The 6000-nt window shown below is 41.9% G+C and carries 6 protein-coding genes and 1 pseudogene; all 7 read left to right on the forward strand.

Going from position 1 to position 6000, the window contains the following annotated elements; genetic code table 11:
* The first annotated feature begins 217 nt into the window (after positions 1–217).
* The gene (locus tag CVD28_RS24040) at positions 218–1393 is read left to right on the forward strand and encodes a D-alanyl-D-alanine carboxypeptidase family protein (protein ID WP_101597231.1); all 1176 of its coding nucleotides are present in this window, start codon (positions 218–220) and stop codon (positions 1391–1393) included.
* A gap of 132 nt (positions 1394–1525) precedes the next feature.
* Complete coding sequence (spoIIAA, locus tag CVD28_RS24045; protein WP_101597232.1) at positions 1526–1876, forward strand: anti-sigma F factor antagonist; 351 nt, start codon at positions 1526–1528, stop codon at positions 1874–1876.
* 2 nt (positions 1877–1878) lie between these two features.
* Positions 1879–2319 (forward strand): anti-sigma F factor, encoded by a 441-nt coding sequence (gene spoIIAB, locus CVD28_RS24050; protein WP_101597233.1) that lies wholly within the window; start codon positions 1879–1881, stop codon positions 2317–2319.
* 12 nt (positions 2320–2331) lie between these two features.
* The gene (gene sigF / locus CVD28_RS24055; protein WP_101597234.1) at positions 2332–3090 is read left to right on the forward strand and encodes an RNA polymerase sporulation sigma factor SigF; all 759 of its coding nucleotides are present in this window, start codon (positions 2332–2334) and stop codon (positions 3088–3090) included.
* 160 nt (positions 3091–3250) lie between these two features.
* The gene (locus CVD28_RS24060) at positions 3251–4543 is read left to right on the forward strand and encodes an NCS2 family permease (protein WP_101597235.1); all 1293 of its coding nucleotides are present in this window, start codon (positions 3251–3253) and stop codon (positions 4541–4543) included.
* Positions 4544–4670: 127 nt separating this feature from the next.
* On the forward strand, positions 4671–5015 hold the full coding sequence (locus CVD28_RS24065) for a hypothetical protein (RefSeq protein ID WP_101597236.1): 345 nt from the start codon (positions 4671–4673) through the stop codon (positions 5013–5015).
* Between the two features lie 338 nt (positions 5016–5353).
* Positions 5354–5980 (forward strand): annotated as a pseudogene (locus tag CVD28_RS24070) (transposase); the annotation flags it as partial.
* Positions 5981–6000: the final 20 nt, after the last annotated feature.

Below are 6000 nucleotides of genomic sequence, written 5' to 3' on the forward strand. Positions count from 1 at the left end.
TTGTTATAGCACTATGTTGATGGGAGCGGAAATCAACAGGCGAGTTTAACAGAGCTAATGGAAAAAATATAAGATACCAGCTGAAAAAGCTGATTCGAAGGGAAATCCCGACGAATCAGCTTTTTTGTTGTTTTTAGAAAATCTTTTTCTAAAATCTGCTGTATAAAATTGGATGGTTTGGAAAAGATGGAAGCTATAAAGATTGGAGGGTTTGGAGATGAAAAGCATTCTTTCTCTATGCTTTACTGTAGTTTTACTATCCAGCATGACGTTGCCTGCAGTAAACACTGCCAAGGCAGCTGAACAGAAAAGTGTTGAACTAGCCGAAAATGCCAGATCGGCAATCTTGATAGAACGGGATACAGGAGCCATTCTCTATGAAAAGAATTCAGATGAAAAACTGCCTCCTGCAAGCATGACCAAAATCATGACCATGCTTTTAATCATGGAAGCGATCGATAAGGGCGAGCTGACATTAAAGGAAAAAATCCGGACAAGCGAGTTTGCCGCATCAATGGGCGGTTCGCAAATCTTTCTTGAGCCTGGCGAGGAAATGACAACTGAACAAATGCTCCAAGGTATTGCAATAGGTTCAGGTAATGATGCATCTGTAGCCATGGCTGAGAGAATTGCGGGCTCAGAAGAAGGCTTCATTGACATGATGAACAAAAAGGCGAAGGAACTGGGATTGAAGAATACAAAATTCCAAAATGCAACAGGACTTCCGGAAGCCGACCACTATAGCACAGCTCATGATATGGCAATCATGGGTAAGGAATTGCTGAAATATAACTTAATAACAAAATTCACTGGTTCATATGAGGCATATTTGCGTGAAGACACAGAAAAGAAATTCTGGCTTGTTAATACCAATCGGCTGGTAAAGTTTTATCCAGGTGTTGACGGGCTAAAAACTGGCTTTACAAATGAGGCAAAATATTGCTTAACGGCAACTGCTAAAAAGGGAGATATGCGAGTCATTGCTGTGGTTTTCGGTGCCTCGACCCCTAAGGAGCGAAATGCTCAGGTAACCAAGATGCTTGATTATGCTTTTTCCCAGTATATGACACATCCGATCTATAAACGCGGCGTTTCGCTTCAAAAGGTCAAAGTCAGCAAAGGCTCTTCCAAAACAGTAACTGCTGTAACGAGCGAACCGATTTCTGTCCTAACTAAAAAAGGCGGAAATGTAAAGGATCTGACTCAAAAAATTTCGATTAAGAAAAACCTTGTAGCACCAATTAAGCATGGAGATAAAATCGGGACATTTTCAATCGTAAAGGATGGAAAGGTGCTTGTTAAATCTCCAATTGTCGCTAAAGAAACGGTAGACCGGGCCAGCTGGTGGGAAATGTATAAGCGTGCTTTTGGAATGTTTTCATCTGCAGATTAGCAATCTTTGTCTAAAATGTTCGGTTCAGCAGCTAACAATCTCGAATAAGCACTAGTTTTGTCAGTATGAAGGAATTTTGAATAAGAAAATAGAAATGACTCACTAGACGACAGAAAAGGGAGGCTGTATATAGTGAGTCTTACTATTGAAATGGAAGCAAGGAACCAGATTCTTTGCATCCGGCTGAAAGGCGAATTGGACCATCATACTGCGGAAGATCTCAAGAACCAGGCTACCCGTGAAATTGAAAAGCACGGAATCAGGCATATTATATTAAATCTTGAGGAGCTTTCATTTATGGACAGCTCTGGACTTGGTGTGATTCTTGGGCGATATAATCAAATCAAACAAACACAGGGCGAAATGATCGTTTGTGCAATTTCCCCGTCGATAAAGCGTTTATTCGATATGTCCGGGCTCTTTAAAATTATCCGGCTCGAGGTTTCCGAAGAAAATGCTTTACAAAGATTGGGGGTTGCTTAGGTATGAAAAATAAAATGGAACTGCAGTTTTCTGCGCTTAGCCAAAATGAATCCTTCGCCCGTGTAACAGTTGCTGCGTTTATTGCTCAGCTAGATCCAACTATGGATGAGCTTACTGAAATTAAGACAGTTGTTTCTGAAGCCGTGACAAATTCGATTATTCATGGATATGAAAATAATTCAAATGGCACCGTTTTTATTTCTGTAACTATCGAAGACGAACTTATCGAGCTTATCATCAGGGATGAAGGAATAGGGATTGCTGATGTGGAGGAAGCTATGCAGCCGCTATATACCTCCAAGCCTGAGCTTGAGCGTTCAGGAATGGGCTTTACCATAATGGAAAATTTTATGGATGAAATCCAGGTTGTTTCGCACCGTGGTGAAGGCACAATCGTCCGGTTGAAAAAGCACGTAACTAAAAGTAAAGCTTTGTGCAATTAAGGAGATTTGCTTATGGATGTGGGTGTCAAAAAAGAAAAGGGCCAAGTCCATCTGAAGGATGATGAAGTAAGAGATTTGATCCGACGCAGCCAAAGTGGGGACCAGGATGCAAGAGACCTGATTGTAAAAAGCAACTTACGATTGGTATGGTCAGTTGTGCAGCGCTTTTTGAATCGCGGTTATGAACCTGATGATTTATACCAGATTGGCTGTATTGGGCTTTTGAAATCGGTAGATAAATTTGATTTATCGTTTGAGGTGAAATTTTCAACGTATGCGGTTCCCATGATCATTGGCGAAATCCAGCGGTTTATCCGGGATGACGGAACGGTAAAGGTGAGCAGGTCGCTTAAAGAGATGGCCAATAAAATCCGCAGGGCTAAAGAGGAGCTGTCCAAAACGTATGGAAGGGTTCCGACGGTAAATGAACTTTCGGAGCATCTGCAGCTCTCTCCTGAAGAAATCATTATGGCCCAGGAAGCAAGCCGAAGTCCTTCGTCCATCCATGAAACTGTATATGAAAATGACGGAGATCCAATTACCCTGCTTGATCAGATAGCAGATTCAAATGATACAAAATGGTTTGATAAAATCGCCTTGAAAGAAGCGGTCCAGGAGCTGGATGAACGCGAAAAACTGATAGTTTTTCTGCGGTATTACAAAGACCAGACCCAGTCCGAAGTTGCATCCCGGCTAGGGATTTCGCAAGTTCAGGTATCAAGGCTTGAAAAGAAAATATTATCGCAAATGAAGGACCATATGAATCAATGATTCATATGGTTTTTTTTATTTTTGAACCCGCTAGCATGGGTGCTCTCTAAAAAAGGCTGAATTTCTTTGTTTTATAGTTGAATTTCGTATAAAAAACGAATAATATAATATAGGTTTTGTTATTTTATTCGTTTTTAGAATATCCGGAGGGCTACATAAAATGATTGAGAAATTTTTTGCTTTGAAAGAACATAATTCATCTGTAAAAACGGAAGTAGTAGCCGGATTTACGACCTTTTTAACCATGGTATATATCGTTGTGGTTAACCCGGCGATTTTATCCTCTGTAGGTGTACCATTTGAACAAGTATTTATGGCAACTATTATTGCCGCAGTAACAGGGACCCTGATAATGGGGATTTTTGCGAGGTATCCTGTTGCAATTGCCCCAGGAATGGGCTTGAATGCCTACTTTGCGAGTGTAGTTGCCACACAAGGATTATCTTATCAAACTATTTTTGGGACAGTATTTATCGCAGGTTTAATCTTTATCCTGATCAGTCTCAGTAAATTCCGGGAATTGCTTATTACAGCAATCCCCAGCTCTGTTAAATACGGGATTACATCGGGAATCGGACTATTCATTGCATTTCTTGGCTTGAAATCAAGCGGTATCGTAGTACCTAACGAAGCTACGATGATTACACTGGGTGACCTTCACCAGCCAGGAACGGTCTTATCACTTGCCGGGTTATTGATTACCCTAATATTAATGGCTAGAAGAGTAAATGGGGCTTTGTTTTTCGGTATGCTTATTACGGCTGTTTTTGGCTATATGTTCAATATGCTTAAATTTGACAAAGTGATTTCAGCCCCTCCCGCACCTGTGTTTTTTGACCTTGATATTGCTGGAGTATTTTCAAACGGGCTTTATGCAGTTATTTTTGCTTTCTTGCTTGTTACAATTTTCGATACAACGGGTACAATGATTGGTGTTTCCGAACAGGCGGGTTTAATGAAGGATGGGAAATTCCCTCGTGCCAAAATGGCTTTTCTTGGAGATGCCATAGCGACTGCCGCAGGAGCAATGTTCGGCACGAGCCCGTCTACCGCATACATTGAATCAAGTGCAGGTGTTGCCGCTGGAGGAAGGACAGGCCTAACTTCGGTTATTGTAGCAGCTTTATTTACTATCGCTATTTTCTTTTCCGGGGTGATTTCAGCGATTTCTTCCCTGCCAGCTATTACCGCACCTGTTTTAATTATCGTAGGCTGCTTTATGATGGAAGGGCTTGCCCGTATAGATTGGAAATCATTCGATGAGGCTTTTCCAGCCTTCGCAATTATATTAACTATGCCGCTAACGTCAAGTATTTCCACTGGAATTGCAATTGGCTTTATTACTTACCCATTATTAAAAGCCGTTAGCGGAAAAGCTAAGACCGTGCATCCGATTATTTATATTTTTGGGTTCATTTTCTTGATTCAAATGATATTTTTCCCGACACATTAATAAGATTACACACCCTGTTTAGAACGCAGGGTGTTTTTTATTGTGAACATCCTGTTTGACCGATCGATAAACACATTTGCCTACCTTCTCATATACTGTTGTGACAATATCTGAGGGAGCTGAAAAAATGTATTCGTTCTACCAGGATTCTGATGGTTATTATAATTACCATGGATACCGTCAAACCCAGGAGCCAAGCGACATTCAAGTCATGAAATATTCGGCGGCACAGCTGTTGCCTGTGACGCAAGAAATTCAGCAGCTTTTGAGAGCTGTTGCATATACTCCTGGTTTTGCAGAACAATTAAAGGCTGCCGGCGCACGCGGAAATGAAACCAGGGTCAGACAGCTTATTCGCGAAGCGGGAGTAACAACTCCATTTAGGGTGCAAATAAATCCTGATCGTATTGCAGTAATATTTTTTGCCCCACAACAGGCTTGTTTTGGCATAACTTTATCATTATGCTGGTGATTCCTGTCCGCAAACAAAAGCAGCATCATCACGTAAGTTCCTTCCCTGAGAAGGATTTCAGACTGTAGACAAACTCGATGAAATCGAGTTTGCCTGCAGTTATTTTTTTATTTGGCCTGTTAATGGGGTCTGTTGATTTCCGTTCCAGGCGCTTCGCTTTCCGCGGGGCGGGCGGTGAGCCTCCTCGTCGCATGCTCCTGCGGGGTCTCACCTGTCCCGCTGCTCCCGCAGGAGTCTTCGCGCCTTCCACTCCCATCAACAGGCTTTTAAACGTTTACTATGGAACGTTCCTAAAATCTATTTTAAAATGGATACATAAAATGATTGAGGTGACGAAGATGCTTTCGAAAAACAATCCTATCCGACGAGATCAATTAGAGATGGTTACTTTAGACCAGCTTGTCCCACAGGACCATTTGGTCCGTAAGATGGAAGCAGCCCTTGACTTCTCATTTATCTATGACTTGGTGAAGGATGTTTATTCGGAAGTCGGCCGCCCAAGCATTGACCCTGTTATCCTGATTAAACTCACATTCATTCAATATACATTTGGCATTCGCTCTATGCGGCAGACAATCAAGGAAACGGAAACCAATATGGCCTACCGGTGGTTTCTGGGTTATGGGTTCCATGACAAGGTGCCCCATTTCTCCACTTTCGGCAAGAACTATGAGCGCCGTTTTAAAGATACAGAAATGTTTGAACAGATTTTCTACCGAATCCTTAAGACGGCAGCCGACAAGAAGCTGATCAGTGCCGAGCATGTTTTCATTGATTCAACACACGTAAAGGCAAGGGCGAATAAACATAAGTTTGCCAAGAAAAGGGTCCGTAAGGAAACACGTGCCTATCAGGAGAAGCTCCAGGAGGAAATCAATCAAGACCGGGAAGATCACGGAAAAAGACCTTTTCCTCCTGATAAGTTCAACAAGGAAGAATCAAAGGAGATCAAGGAGAGCACAACGAAACGATAGAACGCGTATTC

The organism is Bacillus sp. M6-12, assembly GCF_002860285.1.
Taxonomy (GTDB): domain Bacteria; phylum Bacillota; class Bacilli; order Bacillales; family DSM-1321; genus Peribacillus.

Bases quoted from the DNA above. Each gene is read 5' to 3' on its own strand.
- CVD28_RS24040 (WP_101597231.1), top strand. From the start codon at position 218: ATGAAAAGCATTCTTTCTCTATGCTTTACTGTAGTTTTACTATCCAGC.
- spoIIAB (WP_101597233.1), top strand. From the start codon at position 1,879: ATGAAAAATAAAATGGAACTGCAGTTTTCTGCGCTTAGCCAAAATGAA.
- sigF (WP_101597234.1), top strand. From the start codon at position 2,332: ATGGATGTGGGTGTCAAAAAAGAAAAGGGCCAAGTCCATCTGAAGGAT.
- CVD28_RS24060 (WP_101597235.1), top strand. From the start codon at position 3,251: ATGATTGAGAAATTTTTTGCTTTGAAAGAACATAATTCATCTGTAAAA.
- CVD28_RS24065 (WP_101597236.1), top strand. From the start codon at position 4,671: ATGTATTCGTTCTACCAGGATTCTGATGGTTATTATAATTACCATGGA.